Source organism: Inquilinus sp. CA228 (assembly GCF_052078665.1).
GTDB lineage: Bacteria > Pseudomonadota > Alphaproteobacteria > DSM-16000 > Inquilinaceae > Inquilinus.
The window spans coordinates 1-17,472 of the sequence record NZ_JBQJIK010000044.1 but is presented as its reverse complement, the minus strand read 5'-3'; the positions used below and the strand labels follow the sequence as shown (position 1 = coordinate 17,472).

The following is a 17,472-nucleotide window of genomic DNA, read 5'->3' as shown; positions in this document are numbered from 1 at the left end:
GGAAACGCAGCCGGCGAGGCCACCTGATGGCGGCCTCGCGGCATCCGCTGCTCACGGCCTCTTGTCCGCCGCGCTCCGGTTCCCGAGGCCGGGGGCGGGGCTGCCGTCGGCTGTCCCATGCTCCGGCAACCCCAGGCGCCGCGCCAGGGCGGGCGGCCTGAGCAGGGTGCGGCCGTGCTGCTTGGCATAGGCCGCCTGACGCTGGAATTCGGCTTCGTCCGGATCGAGCTCGGCCGGCGGCGGCTGGGAATCGGGCGTGGGCGGCGCGGCGCCGCCGGGATCGGGCGGCCGGTCGTCCAGCTTGCGGAAGAGCTTGCCGCCGGGGGCGAAGATCTCGCCGGTGGTGGTGTTGAGGTTGTAGATCGCGTCCCCTGGCAGGCCGAGGTCGGCGGCCGGGATGGTGCGGTAGGTTCCGGGGGTATAGTCGTATTTGCGCGGCGGCGGGGGCGGAGGGGCGGCCTGGCCGGGGACCTCGTCCCATGGCTTCGGGCCGGCGCCGGCCGGATCGGCCTTCGGCCCGAGAGCGGCGGCGAGGGCCTGGCGGGAGAGGCCGATGTCGCGGGCGAGGCGCCGGATCAGGGCCTCGATCGGCAAAGCGGTGTCGGCGAGGTCGACGTCGATGCGCTCGTCCTCGGTGAGCCGTTCCCAGAGCTCGGTGGTCAGCCGCTCGCGGGCCTCGGGCTTGCCGGCGGCGATGGCGCGGGAGACGCGCTCGCCGACGGCGCGGCGCCGCCGATCCTTCTGGTCCTGCCGCCGGTCCTTCTGGGCCGCGGCCTTGCGCTGTGCCTCCTCGCGCTGCTGGCGCAGCCTGGCCTTCAGCGCAATGGCACGGCGGATGCCGAGAAAGAGATTGCTGAAATGGGTCTCGGCAGTGCCGGCGCGATCGAGATCGCCGGCCTTGAGGGCGGTCATGCCCTGGGCCTGGAAACCCACGGCCAGCGCCTCGGCGACATGGGCCATGCGGGACAGCATCGCGAGGTCGGCCTCGTCCGTGGCCGGCGAAGCGGCGAAGAGAGTCCTGAACCTGGTGGTGCCATCGACCATTCCCGCATTAGAACAAAACAGGAACTTAGAGTCAAGCGAAACCGCAACTCTTTGAATCGTCGCGGCATCTCAGGGGCCGAAGCCGCCCGGGTGACCACGCCCCTGCGGGGCTCGCCATGACGGTTCTTCTTCACGAGACCGCGCCGGAGAGATCACCGAGCCCGACACCGGCTCGGCCATAGCCGGGCGCGCGCTTGTGGATGACGGGGCGCCCGGTTCTGGACAACACCTCAGCGATCAGCGGTGGTGACACCGGACCTCAGGGCAACGCTCCAGACGCATCTGGGCCGCGCCATTTTCGGCCATTGCCCTTACGCCTCAAACCGGTCGGCGTTTAAATCCCTCGGATCCGGCCTCTTCGCGGCCTACTTTGGTCCGGCTGAGTGCCGATAACCGGACGTTGACCGGCCTTTTCCCTGAGCGGACCTAGCTGCAGGCGGCTCGGTGCAGACGATCGCTGGTGTTGCTGGCTTCTTCAGATCTGACATCCCCGGCGATCCAAGCCGTGAGGGGCATGCACCGGCACAAAGATGGTAACCATCATATCAGATGGAATCCCCCGGCTCCCAGGAACTCGCTCTCGATCACCGCCCTTCTGGCAAATCCAGTTTCCGAGCCATTCGTATAGATTTTAGGACTGGCGCGAAACCTAATAAATGAGGGCCAGCGGTTCGGCCACCCTTCATGTGTTCTAGCCTGCAAAATGAGAGGCTTTGATTTATCCCATTCCGATCCATCGAATGGCCTATAGTGTTCTCCTTCTTCGTCCGTATACGCTAGTATCATCTTTACAATTTCATGCCTCTTATTAGGCCTAAGGGAAATGGAATCGTCTCGTATCTGCTGTATGTAATCAATTTTCTCCCAATTATCAAAATATAGGGTTGATTGGCACTTGATAATCTGAAGCTGATTAAGTGAAGACACATCGGAGAATTTATCAGCAACGACCCAACCAGCAGAATTGGCTATATTATAGACATCTCCATCATACATAATGCAGTAAATCGCAGGAGATAGCGGTAGCATTAACAATGCACCCGAATTTCCTGCTCCATGCGAACGTCCTCTAGCTAATTTATTCTGATTGTACCATCGATTTGTGAGAATTGCAGGATCGTCTGATGTTATAAATGGTGTTCTTGTCACGTTCCGAACTAGGCATACCTTTAGATCCTCTATTACATTCAAGGTTCTCACCGAGACCCTGATACCCATGTGCACTATATCCTGCTCCGACATTTGATGCTCGGGCGGAATATTCCCGCGGAAAACGATATCATCCTGGTCTGCCATCATCATCGCCGTTCGACGAGATGCAGCATCGGTTCTATGGTATTGCAACAACCAAAAGCGTTTCAGCGCACCGATGTGTTGCGGAGTGAGGGAGAATTCTGGAGACGACATCTCCCGCACGACGGTGGCGTACTCTCCTTCCGGAAATTGGAGAGCTCTTTCCAATATTAGGTCTTTTCCATAAAAGTACGCCTTTGCACACTGCCCTTTGATAGGCGCATTTTGTATCCTATTGCCATTTAAAATATGAAACATATTTATTGATTTTCGATTATTATTCACAGAGAACGCATCTAGATGGCAACGAGGAACATAATGCTGATTTTTGTTTTGCGCCATGTGTCAACTCGCATTTGGCAGATATTCCGTTTGGCAGCCACTCAGACGGCACCAGGCAGCGCCGCTCCCCATCCGAGTACCAGATTATTATGTGCAGGTCCCGGTGCCGCAAAGGTCGTGTGCGATCATGTCCGCCCTTCCGGTCGGGGTGTGGTGGCGGCAGCACTCCCGGTGCCCGATGGTCGTCATCGTCGCATGTTTCTGTCGGCGCCGGCAGCGGCATGTTTCGGCAGCCGCACGCCTGATCTGACCGGTCGGCACGGCGCCATAAGCGGTCACTCTTAGCGCTTCTGCGAAGCGGACTTTCACGTTATGGCAGAAGCCGATTCTTTGACACGCGGCCATGTTGGCCCGCTACACTTGGCCGTCGATTCGACGAGAAGCTATAATAAGCTGTAAGCCAATTGGATTCGAGCCCATCCACCCATTCGAACGATTCAAGCAATCCGATATCATCCTAAATGAAGGCTGATCGCTCCCCTCTTCCTGCAACCAGTTCAGACTTTGTCGAGCTGAACCGATGGTTCGTTCCGATAGGAAGGGACGAGGAACCCAATATCGACATCGGCCTCACCTGGGGCCGGAAGATCGGCGGATGGCTTAACTGGCAAGAGTTGCGCGAGCGTCGCCGCGTCGTACTGCTCGCAGAGGCGTTGAGCGGAAAGTCGGAAGAGTTTCGGAATCAGGCTGAGATACTCGCCGTAGCCGGTGAAGCGGCATTCTACCTGAGGATCGAAGAACTCGCCGATCAAGGCTTCGATGCGGCTCTAGAGCCCTCAACGGCCGGGCTCTTTGAGGATTGGCGAAAAGGCTCTGCAGAGGGCTGGTTTTTCCTCGATTCAGTCGATGAGGCCAGGCTCAACGGTAAAAGCCTCGACACTGCACTAAAACGCTTCGTCCGCGAACTGGATCAGTCGCTGCCGCGCGCCCGCGTCTTTGTTTCCTGCAGAGTAAGCGATTGGAAAGGTCGCGAAGACCGGGCGCTGATTGAACGCCGACTTCCTGTCTTCGAAGTTCCGCAACAAGCGACGCCAGATAGTGCGGATAGTAGCCCGCTACTGACCCCGATCTTTGGATCAAAAGAACCGCATCAACAGAAAAATACGAGCGATAGCGAGCCGATTCCGAAGGCTCTGCTTGTCGTTCGGCTGGTGCCTCTTTCGATGGAACAGTGTCGAACGTTGGCAGAGCGCGCAGGCGTATCGGACATCAGCCGCTTCGCAGAGGAAATCGAACGCAACGGCCTTGACGCTTACACCGAGCGGCCGGGCGACGTGCTCGACCTCGCCGAGTATTGGAAAACCTATAAGCGGTTCGGCAGCCTCACCGAGATGGTGGGGCACGCCATCGACCGGAAACTTCAAGAGCAGGATCAGTTTCGTGGCGATAGCGGTGTCTTGTCGCTGTCAAAGGCAAGAGCGGGCGCTGAGCGGCTGGCAACAGCGCTGACTCTCGGAAAGTCCTTCACACTGCGGGCGCCGGGGACCGACCCCGATCCCAGCCTCGCCGCCGGTGCGCTCGACCCTGCTCACATCCTTGATGACTGGAGTGATGCTGAGCGAGCCGCGCTATTGCGTCGGGGGATTTTTGCCCCGGCCACCTATGGCCGAATTCGGTTCCATCATCGATCGAGTCAGGAGTATCTCGCCGCGCAATGGCTTCATCACCTTCTGCAGGCGAACTGTCCCCGATCCGAAATCTGGGCTCTGCTGTTTGGCGAGCGCTACGGTGTTGAAACCGTTGTTCCATCGCTCAGACCAGAAGCGGTCTGGCTGTCGCTGCGGCACCCGGATTTTCGAGAGGAGATTCTCCGCCGTGAGCCTTTGCTCCTTGTCCGCCACGGCGATCCCAGGTCATTGCCGTTGGAAACGAAGGAGCGCCTGCTAGCTGCCTATGCCGCGAAGCATGCAGCAGGTGAGATTTCCGACGACACGCTCGACAGTCGATCGATCGGGATGTTTACCGATCCGAAGCTTGCTGAGGCCATCCAGGAAGCATGGAAAGCTAATGGCCGCGACGATTTCCGATTCGATTTGCTGCGATTGATCCGTGACGGTGCGATTTCCGCCTGTAATGGGCTCGCCCGGAAAGTGGCACTCGATGACACGGCTCCGGACCACCTAAGGACCGTCGCCTTGGAGGCGTTGAGAGCTACTCGCGACAAGAAGGCCCTCTCCGCCGTTGCAAAGCAACTCATCGGGAATGCGTCGAAGACCAAATCGCGCATCACGGCCAACTTTGCCAGGACGCTCTTCCCTGAGCACCTCAGCGTGGACGAACTGTTTGCCCTTGTCGCGAAGTCGCCTCCGCCCAGCAAGAACTCGACGGAGGGGGGCTTCGCTCACGAGATCGTCTATCTATACAAAGCCTGCCCGGATGTAGCATCCAGGACGAGGTTCGTTGACTGCCTTGCACGCATTTGCCTTCGCAAGCCTTTTGTGGGTCGTCACGAGCGCATTTCAAAACGGTACAGCGAACTGGCCGGGCATGCGGAACCAATCGCCGTGGCGGAGGTAGCCGCCTTCAAGGGCAAGCCACCTGCCTATCTGGTGAAGCTTCTCATGGCGGTAGAGCGCGCCCGCGAGCGAACCCCTCATGCCGAAGACGATCCCAACCTTTTCCAGATGATGAGAGACCGGCCGCACCTTCAGCGCGCTCTATTCTGGGCCGATGTTGGCGAACACCGCCGGAACAAGGACGAGGTGCTCTACTACTGGCAAATGGTGTTCTTAGGAACCCCTCTATGGAGACTAGGCGAGAACGACCTCGGATGGCTATTCGAGGATCTTGCGGCTCGGCCGTACGAGGCAGACCGCCGGATTGCACTGAGTGCCATCGTTTCGATCTTGCGTGATACCGGTCGTTTGAAGAGGGACGTGGCCGAACTGCGCAAGCTGGTTAGGTCCGATCCGGTGCTGCTCGCCGATCTCAAAGCGCATCTGACACCGCCTAAGAAGACCCGTGGCTCGCGGCATCTCCATAGGCATTCCAAGAAGACTGAGAAAGAGCGCGAAGCACAGAAAGAACGGGACAAGCGCTCTTGGGTGGAATTTGAGCACGAGCTCCGTCGAGATCCTAGTCTAATCCGCGATCCGAAATACTTGAAGAGTTGGAAGACTGGTGCGTATCGCCTGAAGCATTTAACTCATTGGCTTCAGCGCCGCGCGAATGTAGATGAAAGCAGCGCGCCCAAGGAATGGAGGCTTCTTGAGGAGGGATTTGGGAACGAGGTGGCCGAGGCGTACCGGGATGGGATGAAAGCGCTCTGGCGTCTGACGCCGACCAAAGCACCGACACGAAGCGAAGGCGGCGGCGTATCCAGCAGCTGGATGACCATACTTGCCTATGGCGGCGTTCATATTGAAGCTTTGGAGAATCCTGATTGGGCAAGCGGGCTTTCGCAAAGAGAGGCAAAGCGGGCTGCACAGCATGGTTGCATCAGCGAGCAGGGTTACCCGGAGTGGCTTGACGACCTGATCGTCTCGCACCCGAAGGCGGTATTGCCGGTGGTGCGGCAGTCGCTCACGGAGGGATGGTCAGTCTCATCCGAAGTCCGATCCGACCTGATCTATCGCTACGCCAATCCGGCCTTTCCGATTCTGCCGGCACTCAGGCCAACCCTGTTTGAAGTTCTAATTTCCAGCGAACCCAATACGCTGTCGATGCTTGATCGCGGACTTCGGATTTTCCGCAACCTCAACCTCAACGAGGATCAGCGCCGGCAGCTATTGGATGTCTCTCGCCAGAGATATGCCGATCACGTCAAGGCCGGTAGGACCGATTTCGCGATTCGCTATTTGGCACTCCTGCTGATGTTAGATCTGGAACTCGCGCTCGATGACCTGGAGATGTGGATCAACTCCGGGCCCGACGCGCCGAAGGTAAAGGCCGAGCGGGCGTTCGGCCTCTTATTCAATCGACACGATCCACTTGTAACCGGCGTCCTCACGCAAGCTTCCGTGCCAACGCTCGGGCGCCTGCTGCTACTGGCGTACACCTACGTCCGACCGATGGATGACGTCATCCATGAAGGCACTTATACACCGGGCACTCGCGACAATGCCGAGGACGCCCGCAACGTGATTCTGAGCGCTGTTGTGGAACGCCCCGGCGCCGATACGTTTCGGGTGCTGCAGCGCATCACCCTGCACCCCGCCGTCACGCTCCGCGCTACCCGCTTCAGGGAGCTTGCAAGGAGCAAGGCTGAACGTGACTCGGAGATTCCTGCATGGTCCGCGAAGGAAGTGCTTGGCTTCGAGCGCCAGCACACGGCGCCGGTAAAGACAGGCGCTGACCTACTCAAAGTCGTTATGGGTGTTCTTGTCGACATTCAACGCGGCCTCACGGCGGGCGATGTCACTTCCCGTCCGCTTCTTGAGAGGGCGGCAAGCGAAGACGAGGTGCAAAACTGGGTCGTCGAGCAAATCAATTTTCGGTCACGCGAGCGCTTTCATGCCCATCGCGAAGCACAGGTCGCCGGCGGCAACATGCCGGACATCATCCTCTCATCGACCGCGGCGCCTTGTCAGGTCGCGATCGAGGTGAAGCATGGCGGCAAGGGCTGGAGTTTCGCTGATCTCGAAAACGCCTTACGCAACCAGTTGGCGGGGGACTACCTCAAGGTTGCCGAGAGGCGGCACGGCATCCTGCTTGTCTCCCACCATAAGAACCGTGCCTGGATCGACCCGACAACCAGTAAGCGACTCACGTTCGAGCGCTTGATCGAGCAGCTTGGTGCCGTCGCGGCCGAACTGGTCGAGAACAAGAGCCTTGATCCGATTGAGGTGCGGTGCGTTGGGATTGATGCGTCATCGCCGGCGGAGGCGCAGCCCGCCAGACGCAAACCCAGCCGAGTATCCCCACCCTGAACGGCGTACGCTCTCTCAGCCTCATATGTTACAAACCTGCTTGGCCGGAAAGGATATGCAGCACCTAGAATGAGCCGTGCAAACTGACGCCTCGCCCGCAGTCGGTTGCGATGAATTTCGGGCATCGGAAAGCCGGCTGACTTGAAGAAGTTCCGCAAAGGGGTGACCTGTCCTGTAACCGAAGGTCAAGTTTTGGGACTTGCCGGGTCGACACGAACGTCCGCTCCGGAGGCGCCGGAAAGCCTCCGAGCAGACGGACCGGACAGCCCAGATCTTCGCTGGGCAACCTCCGCACCGAGCCGCAAGCGGCGACGGCTCTCTCCTCAGGCGGAGCGCGTCGCCCCGGCATACTGCAGCGGCGTGATCCCGTGGCAGCGCTTGAAGTGGCGGGTCAGCGCGCTCTGGTCGTAGAAGCCGGCGGCGAGGGCGACCTCGGCGATCGGCAGCCCCTGCGCCAGGTACCGGCCGGCGCGGTCGACGCGCAGCTGGGTGATATAGGCGTGCGGGGTCAGGCCGGTGGTGCGCTTGAACAGGCTGATCAGCTGGTACTGGGTCAGCCCGACCGCAGCGCTCAGCTCCGCCAGCGAGATCGTCTCGCCCAGGCGCGCCTGGATGAACTCGGTGGCGGCGCGCAGCCGGGTCCGGTCGCGGGGCCCGGGCTGAATCCGCGCCTCGCCGCTGCCGTGGCGGCGGAACAGGGTGCCGAAGGTCGACACCAGCAGCTCGCGCTCCAGCAGCGGGTCCAGCCCGGCCTGCAGGGCGCGGTGCAGCGCCAGGAAGCCGGCGATCAGGTCGCGGTCGGCATAGGCGTTGCGGGTGAAATAGGTCAGGTCCTCGACGCCGAGCGACCGCGCCACCTCCTGCAGCGCCGCCTCCTCCAGATACAGCGCGCGGTACAGCCAGCGCCGGCTCTCGCCCATCCAGCCGGCATGCGGCTCGACCGGGTTGAACACGAACAGCGCCTGGTCCTCGCTCGCCGGCTCGGTCACGCCGCGGGTCCTGATGATCGAGCCGCCGCCCTCGGTGACGGCGACGACCAGCGCCTCATGGCGATGCGGCGGATACTCCTGGGTGCGGAAATCCGCCTGCATCAGGCTGAGGCCGGGGACGGTCCGGTCCTGCCAGTAATGGGCGATGTTGAGCCGATCGACCCGGGCCATCAAAACCTCGATTTCCGCCAATAGCGCCGCGCGCGCCGGGGCGAGACTGCCGTGATCGCTGCATCAGGTCGCTCATCATGGCACGCTCCTTCTATCACGAGAATCCCGAACGCCTCATCCTCGAGACCGAGGTCATCGACGCCCGGCCGGGCCGGGTGCTGCTAGCGCAATCCCCCTTCTATCCCGGCGGCGGCGGGCAGCTGGCGGACCGCGGCACGCTGCGCTGGCAGGGCGGCGAGCACGCCGTCGCCGGCTTCGAGCCCGCGGGCGGCCGGCTGTGGCACCTGCTGGAGGACCCGACGGTCGAGGTCGCCGGCCCGGTCGAGGCCGCGGTCGACCCCGAGTTCCGCCGGATGATGCGCGAGCTGCACACCGGCACCCATATCCTGAACGCGCTGGTGTTCCGGCATTTCGACGGCGCGCTGGTCACCGGCGTCCAGTTCGGCGCCGACGGCACCGCCCGGCTCGACTTCGACCTGCCGGACGCCGACAACGACCGGCTGCGGGCGCTGGAGGCGCCGATCAACGAAATCGTCCGCCAGGACCTGGCGGTGCGCGACGACTACGTGACGATCGCCGAAGCCCATGCCACGCCGGGGCTGATCCGGTCGAAATCGGTGACCCCGCCGCCGACCGCCGACGGGCTGATCCGCATCGTCGACATCGCCGGGCTCGACCGCCAGGCCTGCGGCGGCACCCATCTGGCCTCCACCGGCCGGTCCGCGCCGATCCGCATCCTCAAGGTCGACAACAAGGGCCGCCACAACCGGCGCATCCGCATCGGCCTGGCCGGGGCGGCGCCGTGATCGCGGGCCGCGGCGGCCTGCTGGACCTGGTCTGGCGCCGGCCCTATGCGCTGCTGCCCCTGCCGCCGCTGTTCTGGGCCGGCAACCTGGTGATCGGCCGCGCCTTCGCCCAGGAGCTGCCGCCCTTCGGCCTGACCTTCTGGCGCTGGGTGGTCGCCTCGGCGGTGCTGCTGCCCTTCGTCTGGCGCGACCTGGTCGCGCATCGGCGCACGCTGCTGGCGCATTGGCCCGTCATCGTCGCCTGCGCCGCCAGCGGCTTCGCCGGTTATCCCGTGCTGAACTATCTCGGGCTGCACAGCACGCCGGCGGCGACGGCGGCGATGCTCAACTCCACCCTGCCGCTGATGGTGCCGATCTTCGCCTGGGCGATCACCCGGGAGGCGCCACACCGGCGCGTCGTCGCCGGCATCGTCCTGTCCTTCCTCGGCGTCGGCTGGATCGTCGGGCGCGGCGACCCCGCCACCCTCGCCACGCTGTCGATCGGCGGCGGCGAGATCCTGGTGCTGTTCGCCGTCGCCGGCTTCGCGCTCTACTCCGTGCTGCTGCGCTGGCGCCCCAGGAGCGTTCCGGACATGGCGTTCCTGGCGGCGACGACGCTGGCCGCGTGCGTCCTGATGGCGCCGTTCTGGATCTTCGAGGAAACGGCCGGGCGGTCGGTTCCGGTCGAGCCCTATGCCATCGCCTCGCTGCTGTTCATCGGCGTCTGCGCCTCGCTCCTGGGGAACCTGTTCTGGAACCGCTGCGTCGCGACGCTGGGGCCGGCGCTGACCGGGGCGTCCTTCCATCTCATGGCGGTCTATTCCTCGGCGCTCGCCTTCCTGCTGCTCGGCGAGCCGGTCCACGGCTTCCACCTCGTCGGCATCGGCCTGATCCTGCTCGGCTTCGCGATCGCGGTCCTGCCGGGGCGTGCCTCGTCCCGGCCGCGATTGCATTCGCGGATCTTTCGGGCGCTCACCGATGGCCTCTCCCGCTTGCGGGAGAGGTCGGAGACGCGAAGCGGCTCCGGGTGAGGGCCCTTTGTCGAGGCCGGTGCCAGCCCTCACCCGCCAGCGCTACGCGCTGTCGACCTCTCCCGCCAGGCGGGAGAGGCAACGCGCTTTCATACCCGAGGACGCACCCGCTCACACCAGGAAGTGGCAATGCCGCTCGATATGCTCGGCCAGGCCCAGCGTGTGGTCGCGGTCGAGCCGGGCAGCCAGCTCCGCGTCGCGGCGCTCCAGCGCCTCGATGATCCGGAGATGGTCCTGGATCGACCGGTCGGCCCGGTCGTCCTCGCGGATGGTGCGGCGCCGGATGGCGTCGATCTGCAGGAACAGATCGGCCGTCCGGGCGATGATCAGCCGGTTGCCGCCGAGCCGGACGATCGCCTGGTGGAAGGCGATGTTGGCGTCGGAATAGCCGTCGATCTCCGCCGCCGGACGGCCCTCGAAGCCTTCGAACATGCCGCGCAGCGCCGCGATCTCCGCCGCCGTCGCCCGGGCCGCCGCCAGCCGCGCCGCCATGCTCTCCAGCGCCGCCCAGACCTGCACCATCTCGACGATCTGGCGCTTGGTCCGGCGCCGGACGAAGATGCCGCGGCGCGGCAGGGTCAGGACGAAGCCCTCCTGCTCCAGCACCGTCAGCGCCTCGCGGATCGGCGTGCGGCTGACGCCGAGGTCCCGGCACAGCTGCCGCTCGTCCAGCCGGATCTCGCCGGGATGGTCGTACAGGTCCATCGCCGAGATCGCGTGCTTCAGCGCCAGATAGGCCTGGGCGCGGAAGCTGTCATTCGCGTCGAGGCGAGAGAGCGCCAGCCGGGTGCTGATCCGCGCCTCGAGCACCGCCCCCTCCCCCGCCCGCGGCCTGTCAGTCCGCAGCGACGATGTCGCCCGGCTTCCCGCCGCCGCGCAGGCGGGCGATCACGAGCGAGATCAGCGGCCAGAACAGCATCGCCAGGGCCAGGGCGCAGATGCTGCCGACCAGGCCGTTCGACCAGAAGATCGACAGGCTGCCCTGGGACAGCAGCATCGCCTGCCGGAACGAGCCCTCGGCCATGTCGCCCAGCACCAGGGCCAGCACCAGGGGCGCCAGCGGATAGGACAGCTTCTTGAACAGGTAGCCGACGACGCCGAAGACCAGCATGACGCTGATATCGGCCAGGGCGTTGTTGACCGTGTAGGCGCCGACCGCGCAGATGACGATGATCACCGGCGCGATGATGCTGAACGGGATGCGCAGGATCGAGGCGAACAGCGGCACCGTCGTCAGCACCACGATCAGCCCGGCGATGTTGCCGAGATACATGCTGGCGATCAGGCCCCAGACGAAGTCGGGGTGCTCGACGAACAGCAGCGGCCCGGGCTGCAGCCCCCAGATCAAGAGGCCGCCCAGCAGCACCGCCGCGGTCGGCGACCCGGGGATGCCGAGGGTCAGCATCGGCAGCAGGGCGCTGGTGCCGGCGGCATGGGCCGCGGTCTCCGGCGCGACCACGCCCTCCATCTCGCCGCGGCCGAAGCGCTTGCCGTTGCGCGAGAACCGCTTGGCCAGGCCGTAGGCCATGAAGGAGGCGGGGGTGGCGCCGCCCGGGGTGATGCCCATCCAGCAGCCGACGATCGCGCTTCGGATCGCCGTGACCCAGTATTTCGGCAGCTGCTTCCAGGCCTCCAGCACCACCTTGGCGTTGATCTTCGCGCTCTTGCCCCGGAAGGCCAGGCCTTCCTCCATGGTCAGCAGGATCTCGCCGATGCCGAACAGGCCGATCACCGCGATCAGGAAGTCGAAGCCGCGCAGCAGCTCGGTCGACCCGAAGGTCATGCGCAGCTGGCCGGTGACGGTGTCGAGGCCGACCGCGGCCAGGGCGAAGCCGAGCATCATCGAGGCGATCACCTTCAACGGCGCCTCGCGGCCCATGCCGATGAAACTACAGAAGGTCAGGAGCTGGACCGCGAAGAACTCCGCCGGTCCGAAGCGCAGGGCGAAGCTGGCGATCAAGGGCGCCAGGAAGGTCAGCAGCACGACGGCGACGAAGGCGCCGAAGAAGGACGAGGTGAAGGCCGCCGTCAGCGCTTCCGCGGCCTTGCCCTGCTGCGCCATGGGATAGCCGTCGAAGGTGGTGGCGACCGACCACGGCTCCCCGGGGATGTTGAACAGGATCGAGGTGATGGCGCCGCCGAACAGCGCCCCCCAGTAGATGCAGGACAGCATGATGATCGCCGAGGTCGGCGACATCGCGAAGGTCAGCGGCAGGAGGATGGCCACGCCGTTGGCGCCGCCAAGCCCGGGCAGGACGCCGATCAGCACGCCGAGCGTGATGCCGACGAACATGTAGACGATGTTCATCGGGTCGGCGAGCACGCCGAAGCCGTGAATCAGAGAATAGAGCGCGTCCAACGATCCCTCCCAGCGTTTCGCGTCGCCCGCTGCGCGCGGGTCTTTCGTTGTTCCGATCGGCCGGCTAGTAGCCGAGCATGGTCTCGAGCGGCCCCTTGGGCAGCGGCACCAGGAACCAGATCTCGAACATCAGGAAGAGCGCGACCGGCACCAGGATCGCGACGGGCACGATCTTCGCCACCGGGTATTTGCCGAGCCAGCGCATGAAGAAGGCGATGAACAGGGCCGCGGCGACGTAGAGGCCGGTGAAGCCGATCAGCGCCACGAACACGATGGTCGGCGCCAGCACCTTCATGACCAGCTTGAGCTGGGACCGCCCGACGAAGGCGCCGAGATCGGCCGACCGGCCGAACAGGTTGACCAGCAGCGTGCCGGCGCTGGCCAGGAACAGGGCGAGGCCGACATAGAACGGGAAATAGCCCGATTCCGGGCCGTCATAGGCCCAGCCGATGCCGACCCGCAGGCTGTCGACCATCACCACCACGGCGATGATCATCAGGACGGCCGCGACGATGATCTCCATCGTCCGCACGCTGACGGTGCTCTCGGATCCCTGCTCGTGGTTCGCCATGCCTGATCCTCCTCGGGGACGTCGGGAAACGGAGGCCCGGGGGCGGAGGGCCCCCGGGACCAGGCCCTACTTCGCGATGAAGCCGGCCACTTCCATCAGGCTCTTGTGGGTCTGCTCGGTTTCGGTCAGCCAGGTCTTGAACGCATCGCCGGTCATGGTGGTGGTGTTGAAGGCGCCGGCCGCCATGAACTCCTTCCACTCGGGCGTGTCACGCACCTTCTCGAACAGCCCGACATAATAGGCCACCTGATCCGGCGACGCCTCGGGCGGCATGAAGATGCCGCGCAGCATCAGGTACTTCATGTCCAGGCCGGCCTCCTTGCAGGTCGGCACGTCGCTCCAGGCCTTGCCTTCCGCCTGCGGCGTGGTCACGGCAATGCGCTGGTCGTCGAAGACGCAGAGCGGGCGCAGCGCGCCGGCGCGCCATTGCGACACCGCCTCGATCGGGTTGTTGACGCTGGAGTTGACGTGGTTGCCGACCAGCTGGGCGGCGACGTCGCCGCCGCCTTTGTAGGGGATGTAGGTCAGCCGCTTGCCGATGATCTGCTCGAGCCCGGCGGTGATGATCTGGTCTTCCTGCTTCGAGCCGGTGCCGCCCATCTTGAAGGCGTTGTCGCCCCCCGCCTTGATCGCGGTGACGTAGTCCTGCGCCGTCTGATACGGCTCGGAGGAATTCACCCACAGGATGAACTCGTCCAGCGCCAGCATTGTGACCGGCGTCAGATCCTTCCAGTTGAATGGCACGCCGGTCGCCAGCGGGGTGGTGAACAGGTTCGACAGGGTGATGATGATCTTGTGCGGGTCGCCGCCCGACCCCTTGACGTCGAGGAAGCCTTCCGCCCCGGCGCCGCCGGAGCGGTTGACCACGACGATCGACTGCTCCATCAGCCCGTGCTTCTGGATGATGCCCTGGATCATGCGGGCCATCTGATCGGCGCCGCCGCCGGTGCCCGCGGGCACGACGAATTCGACGTTGCGGGTGGGTTTCCAGTCCGCCTGGGCGATGCCCGCCCCCAGCAAGGTGACAGCAGCCGCGGCACAGGCGAATCCATGCAGAAGCGCGTTGCGCAATTTCCCGGTCATTGGTGCCTCCCCAGCGCCGCGGCTTCGCGTCAATCGCGGCCCGACTGTCTTGTTGGTGGATGGCCAGGTCGGTGACCGAGACTGGCTGGTATCCAATATATTGTATCTGGAATGTAACGCAATGGATCTTTTGTGAACCGGATCGATTCATTTCGATCGCCACACCGCATCGCAGCAGAACGAAATTACAAACAGCGAAAGATCGGCCCTTTCCAGGCCGTTAGGGCCGGCGTCACCTCTTCGCCTGTGCACAAGGGCCGGAAACGACGACAGGCGGCCCGAGAGGGGCCGCCTGTTCTGACATGCGGAAACGTTGAAAGCGGGAGAGAGGCCTGCTCAGGCCGCCTTGCGCCAGAGGTTGCTGTTGGCGGGGGCCTGAACTTCGGCCGCCCGGCGATGCGGCGTCGCCATGCGGCGGACATCGGTGGCGATCGAACCGAACAGGTCGGGCGCCTTCACGGCAATCTCGGAGATCACGGCGGCCAGGCCGGCGCCGGCGATGATGAGGGCGATCAAACCGAGGGTCATGGCGGGCTCCGTGGGTTGGGTCTCTTGCGCTGCATCATATGGCAGAGACGCTGACCTTCAGCAAGATCGCGCATTATGGATTTTGTATGCCAGATAACCATGGCAGATCTGCAGATTCCGGCTCACTCGGAGGAATCCGATCTATCTCATTGTATCTACGATATTTTTTCTGGTGACGATGATGAGAAAGCGGAGCCGCCAGCCAGCGGTCGGCTGCATACCCGTTTTACGTATTCTGTATACCAGATTGTCTTGCCCGTTCGCCGATCGGGCGTATATTGCATCGCAGCAGGACACGAACCCCGCGAAAGGATTGATCATGACCGGCTTGCTGATCGGGACCGCACTGGCCCTCGTCGCCCTCCTGGGCCTCGTCTCCGCCCCCCGCCTGGCGGTGGCCCAGGGCGGCTCGCTGTCGGGCAATGCCGCGGACGGGCTGCGCCGGGCCGAGACCGGCGGCGAGACCGATGAGTCCGAGGCCGCCGACCCGACCTGGGCCAGCTTCATGCGTGCGCTGTAAGGCGCAGCAGCCAAAGAAAAAGGGAGGCGATGGCTCGCCTCCCTGGGGATTGTCTCGGATGCCGGGGGCGTCCCGGCCCGGTTCTCAGTTGGCGAGGCGCGGCTCCCCTTCCGGGGTCATGCCGGCTCGTGCCTGTTCCAGCGCCCGGGCCCGCATCGGCTTGAGCACGAACATCGCCATCACCGCCGCGATCACGTTCACCAGCGCGGCGAAGATGAACACCATGTCCCAGCTGCCGAGCTGGGCGACCGCGATGCTGGCGAGGGGCACGACCAGCGAGGCCGTCCCCTTGGCGGTGTAGAGCAGCCCGGCATTGGTGGTGGCGTAGCGCGACCCGAAGGTGTCGCCGCAGGTCGCCGGGAACAGCGAGTAGATCTCGCCCCAGGCGAAGAACACCATCGCGGTCAGGATCACGAACGCCACCGGGTCCTGGCCGAACTCCATCAGCATGACGATGCCGACCCCCTCCAGGAAGAAGGCGATGAACATCGTGTTCTCGCGGCCGATATGGTCCGAGACCCAGCCGAAGAACGGCCGGGTGACGCCGTTCAGCACGCGGTCGAGCGACAGCGCGAAGGTCAGGGCCGGCATGGTCAGGCCGAGCAGGCTGACCGGCGTGTCGCCGATCTTGAAGTCGGCCGCGATCGGGGCCAACTGCGCCGTCGCCAGGAGGCCGCCCGAGGCGACCATGACGAACATCGCGTACATCACCCAGAACACCGGGCTGCGCAGCATCTCCGACGGCGCATAGTCGCGCCGGGTCTGCGCGATCTTGGCCTTCATCACCGGCAGCTGGCCCTTGGCCGGCGTCGCCAGCAGGAAGGACAGCAGCACCACGGCGCCGCCCTGGATCAGGCCGAAGGTCATGAAGGTCGATTCATAGCCCGAGGAATGGATCATGTTGGCGATCGGCACGATGGTCACGGCCGAGCCGGCGCCGAAGCCGGCCGCGGTCAGCCCCGCCGCCAGGCCGCGCCGGTCCGGGAACCATTTCAGCGCCGCGCCGACGCAGGTGCCGTAGACGGCGCCGGCGCCGATACCGCCGATCGCCGCGGCGATGTAGAGCAGGGTCAGCGAATCCGCCACCGAGTTCAGCGCCCAGGCGATGGCGCAGAGCAGGCCGCCGATCAGGACCACGATGCGCGGCCCGAACTTGTCGACGAACCAGCCTTCGACCGGTACCAGCCAGGTCTCGGTCAGCACGAAGATGGTGAAGGCAACCTGGATCGCCGGCAGTCCCCAGTGATGCGTGGCATTGATCGGCCCGACGAACAGGGTCCAGCCATATTGCAGGTTCGCCACCATCGCCATGCAGACGATGCCGATGAGCAGCTGGAGCCAGCGTCCCCCTGGCGGTCCTTTGATCGCCGGCCCTGTCTGGGATGAGTTTTCAGTCAGCATTTCCGTCCCAATCCTTCGCATGTCGGTTGAGGCAACCCCATGGCATCGGAGGTGACGGCCCGTGACGGACGCCATCGTCCTCGAGGAGGGGTGCGCCGGACTGCGGCCGCGGACCGGAATCGACCGGCTTCGTTGGGTCAACAGTACCGTTGCGCCGATGTGTGAATCGGCTGCCCCTCCCCTCGGTTATGTCGTTGTTATCTGGGGCCGTTATGGCCGGCCCTCTGGCATACCAAATGCAGAACCTGAGATACCAAAGACCGTTTCCGCTGCGCTGACAAGCCGGAATCGTGGCTGCACCGCAGCATCTCGCGACCGCTATTCCGCGGCGGCGCGGCTGCCTTCGCGCAGCACCCGGACCATGGTCTTGCCGAGCGATGCCGGGGAGTCGGCGACGGCGATGCCGGCGGCCTTCAGCGCCTCGATCTTGTGGTCGGCGGTGTCATGGCCGCCGGAGATCACGGCGCCGGCATGGCCCATGCGGCGG

At 64.2% G+C, this 17,472-nt stretch carries 13 protein-coding genes; 4 read left to right on the top strand and 9 right to left on the bottom strand.

Annotated elements, in window-relative coordinates; all coding sequences use genetic code 11:
• Positions 1–51 precede the first annotated feature (51 nt).
• Together ACTOWL_RS21590 and ACTOWL_RS21585 are read right to left on the bottom strand one after the other, a co-directional pair.
• A complete protein-coding gene (locus tag ACTOWL_RS21590) occupies positions 52–1,044 on the bottom strand; it encodes a hypothetical protein (RefSeq protein ID WP_441323341.1) in 993 nt (330 codons plus the stop codon).
• Between the two features lie 540 nt (positions 1,045–1,584).
• The gene (locus ACTOWL_RS21585; RefSeq protein WP_441323340.1) at positions 1,585–2,679 is read right to left on the bottom strand and encodes a DUF4238 domain-containing protein; all 1,095 of its coding nucleotides are present in this window, start codon (positions 2,677–2,679) and stop codon (positions 1,585–1,587) included.
• A 461-nt stretch (positions 2,680–3,140) separates the two neighbouring features.
• Between ACTOWL_RS21585 and ACTOWL_RS21580 the strand changes: the two genes are divergently transcribed.
• Complete coding sequence (locus ACTOWL_RS21580) at positions 3,141–7,547, top strand: hypothetical protein (protein WP_441323339.1); 4,407 nt, start codon at positions 3,141–3,143, stop codon at positions 7,545–7,547.
• Between the two features lie 323 nt (positions 7,548–7,870).
• Here ACTOWL_RS21580 and ACTOWL_RS21575 read toward each other — a convergent pair whose 3' ends face one another.
• Positions 7,871–8,707 (bottom strand): helix-turn-helix domain-containing protein, encoded by an 837-nt coding sequence (locus tag ACTOWL_RS21575; RefSeq protein WP_441323338.1) that lies wholly within the window; start codon positions 8,705–8,707, stop codon positions 7,871–7,873.
• A gap of 77 nt (positions 8,708–8,784) precedes the next feature.
• On the opposite strand from ACTOWL_RS21575, the gene ACTOWL_RS21570 reads away from it, so the two are divergent.
• Both ACTOWL_RS21570 and ACTOWL_RS21565 read left to right on the top strand, forming a co-directional pair.
• Complete coding sequence (locus tag ACTOWL_RS21570; protein WP_441323337.1) at positions 8,785–9,513, top strand: alanyl-tRNA editing protein; 729 nt, start codon at positions 8,785–8,787, stop codon at positions 9,511–9,513.
• A complete protein-coding gene (locus ACTOWL_RS21565) occupies positions 9,510–10,523 on the top strand; it encodes a DMT family transporter (protein ID WP_441323336.1) in 1,014 nt (337 codons plus the stop codon). Before ACTOWL_RS21570 ends, ACTOWL_RS21565 begins: the two co-directional genes overlap by 4 nt.
• Positions 10,524–10,634: 111 nt before the next feature.
• Here ACTOWL_RS21565 and ACTOWL_RS21560 read toward each other — a convergent pair whose 3' ends face one another.
• The 5 genes from ACTOWL_RS21560 to ACTOWL_RS21540 form a co-directional block, all read right to left on the bottom strand.
• Positions 10,635–11,333, bottom strand: coding sequence for a GntR family transcriptional regulator (locus tag ACTOWL_RS21560; RefSeq protein ID WP_441323335.1), 699 nt, complete (start codon positions 11,331–11,333; stop codon positions 10,635–10,637).
• Positions 11,334–11,358: 25 nt separating this feature from the next.
• A complete protein-coding gene (locus tag ACTOWL_RS21555) occupies positions 11,359–12,882 on the bottom strand; it encodes a tripartite tricarboxylate transporter permease (RefSeq protein ID WP_441323334.1) in 1,524 nt (507 codons plus the stop codon).
• A gap of 64 nt (positions 12,883–12,946) precedes the next feature.
• A complete protein-coding gene (locus ACTOWL_RS21550; protein ID WP_441323333.1) occupies positions 12,947–13,453 on the bottom strand; it encodes a tripartite tricarboxylate transporter TctB family protein in 507 nt (168 codons plus the stop codon).
• Positions 13,454–13,519: 66 nt separating this feature from the next.
• Complete coding sequence (locus ACTOWL_RS21545) at positions 13,520–14,536, bottom strand: Bug family tripartite tricarboxylate transporter substrate binding protein (RefSeq protein WP_441323332.1); 1,017 nt, start codon at positions 14,534–14,536, stop codon at positions 13,520–13,522.
• A gap of 336 nt (positions 14,537–14,872) precedes the next feature.
• On the bottom strand, positions 14,873–15,064 hold the full coding sequence (locus tag ACTOWL_RS21540; RefSeq protein WP_441323331.1) for a hypothetical protein: 192 nt from the start codon (positions 15,062–15,064) through the stop codon (positions 14,873–14,875).
• Between the two features lie 319 nt (positions 15,065–15,383).
• Between ACTOWL_RS21540 and ACTOWL_RS21535 the strand changes: the two genes are divergently transcribed.
• Positions 15,384–15,584: a hypothetical protein gene (locus ACTOWL_RS21535; RefSeq protein ID WP_441323330.1), complete on the top strand. Its 201-nt coding sequence runs from the start codon at positions 15,384–15,386 to the stop codon at positions 15,582–15,584.
• 84 nt (positions 15,585–15,668) lie between these two features.
• Here ACTOWL_RS21535 and oxlT read toward each other — a convergent pair whose 3' ends face one another.
• Positions 15,669–16,985, bottom strand: a complete 1,317-nt coding sequence (gene oxlT / locus ACTOWL_RS21530; protein WP_441323329.1) for an oxalate/formate MFS antiporter — start codon at positions 16,983–16,985, stop codon at positions 15,669–15,671.
• Between the last annotated feature and the right edge of the window lie 487 nt (positions 16,986–17,472).